1 protein-coding gene and 1 tRNA gene are annotated in these 1,168 nt (G+C 35.0%); one reads left to right on the top strand and one right to left on the bottom strand.

From position 1 onward, the window contains the following. Nucleotides 1-170: 170 nt before the first annotated feature. Nucleotides 171-255, top strand: a tRNA-Tyr gene (locus PSF16_RS17385). Between the two features lies 1 nt (nt 256). On the opposite strand, the gene PSF16_RS17380 is transcribed toward PSF16_RS17385, so the two are convergent. Continuing rightward, nucleotides 257-1,132: a LysR family transcriptional regulator gene (locus tag PSF16_RS17380; protein ID WP_006658750.1), complete on the bottom strand. Its 876-nt coding sequence runs from the start codon at nt 1,130-1,132 to the stop codon at nt 257-259. Between the last annotated feature and the right edge of the window lie 36 nt (nt 1,133-1,168).

Here is a 1,168-nt window from a genome sequence, read left to right as displayed (position 1 = left end):
TTATTTTATAACAGAGCATTTCAGTTATTAATTGCATTAATTTGTTGATTTATCACACGTTAAGATTAAAAATCCAGCATTCAGACATTTTTTTTCAATTAATACTTTACAGGGGCGCGTCATTTGATATGATGCCGCCCGCTGTGAACGATTACAGCAATTCAAAATCTGGTGGGATACCCAAGCGGCCAAAGGGAGCAGACTGTAAATCTGCCGTCACAGACTTCGAAGGTTCGAATCCTTCTCCCACCACCATCTAAGCAGTCTCTTTTCCAAGTTTATCTACAACACCAATAAATCGATTTAACACACTTGAATGTGACTTTGATTTATAAATGTAACAATCACTTTTATCCAAAATCCCGTTTAGTGACACATAAATCAGTGATCTGTCGATCAATTCATCCTCAGGATAGTGGTCAATGATTCCAAGAAAATCCCCATCTTGAATAAAACTTTGGCAACATCCAATATTGTCCATCTGTCGGATACTGGATTTACTTTCAGCAGTCTCAACTTTTGCCAACAAATCACTCATTAGTGAGCTCTTGTAAAATGACGGATCGCATAACCAAGTACTTTGTTGAAGCAATACCACTACGTCATGATTGAATTTTTCATATAACTCTTTTCTGCAATAAATACCTAACGGCGCATTCTCTATTTTTTTTTGCAATGAAAATCTTTCACTGATAACTAATTCAGAACTTAAAATTAAAGTATTTCCATCATAGTCAACAATTTCATCTACCTCATCATAGTTAAATCTTAATATATTAACCTGAACATTATTTTTATGTGCGGCTTGATACAAATTAATTAAATGATTTTCCTTCCCCCAGTCATAATAAATATTAGCTTCATTAACGATGTAACCAGAAAAGTGTTTCTTTGTTATTTCTTTTTCCTGTAGGTAAAGATCTCTGAGATCATTATAAAGTTCTTGGCCATCCTTAGTTAATGTCATTCCAAATTTTTCTCTTTTAAAAAGCCGTTTACCCAAACTCGTTTCAAAGTCTTTTATGGATTTTGCGATGGGGGGTGTCGTGCGGTTCATCACCCTTGCAGCCTTGCTTAGCGAGCCATTCTCAACAACTGCCATAAACGCCTCTAATTTTCTTGAAAAGAACATATCTATGACCCCATTCTATTTATTGAAATGTAAACC

The organism is Providencia sp. PROV033 (assembly GCF_028484855.1).
Taxonomy (GTDB): domain Bacteria; phylum Pseudomonadota; class Gammaproteobacteria; order Enterobacterales; family Enterobacteriaceae; genus Providencia; species Providencia alcalifaciens.
The sequence above is the reverse complement of the archived record's forward strand: the minus strand, read 5'-3'. Positions and strand labels throughout refer to the sequence as shown.

What these genes read in the sequence shown, in the direction of transcription:
- PSF16_RS17380 (WP_006658750.1), bottom strand. Translation starts at nt 1,132, where the DNA reads ATGTTCTTTTCAAGAAAATTAGAGGCGTTTATGGCAGTTGTTGAGAAT.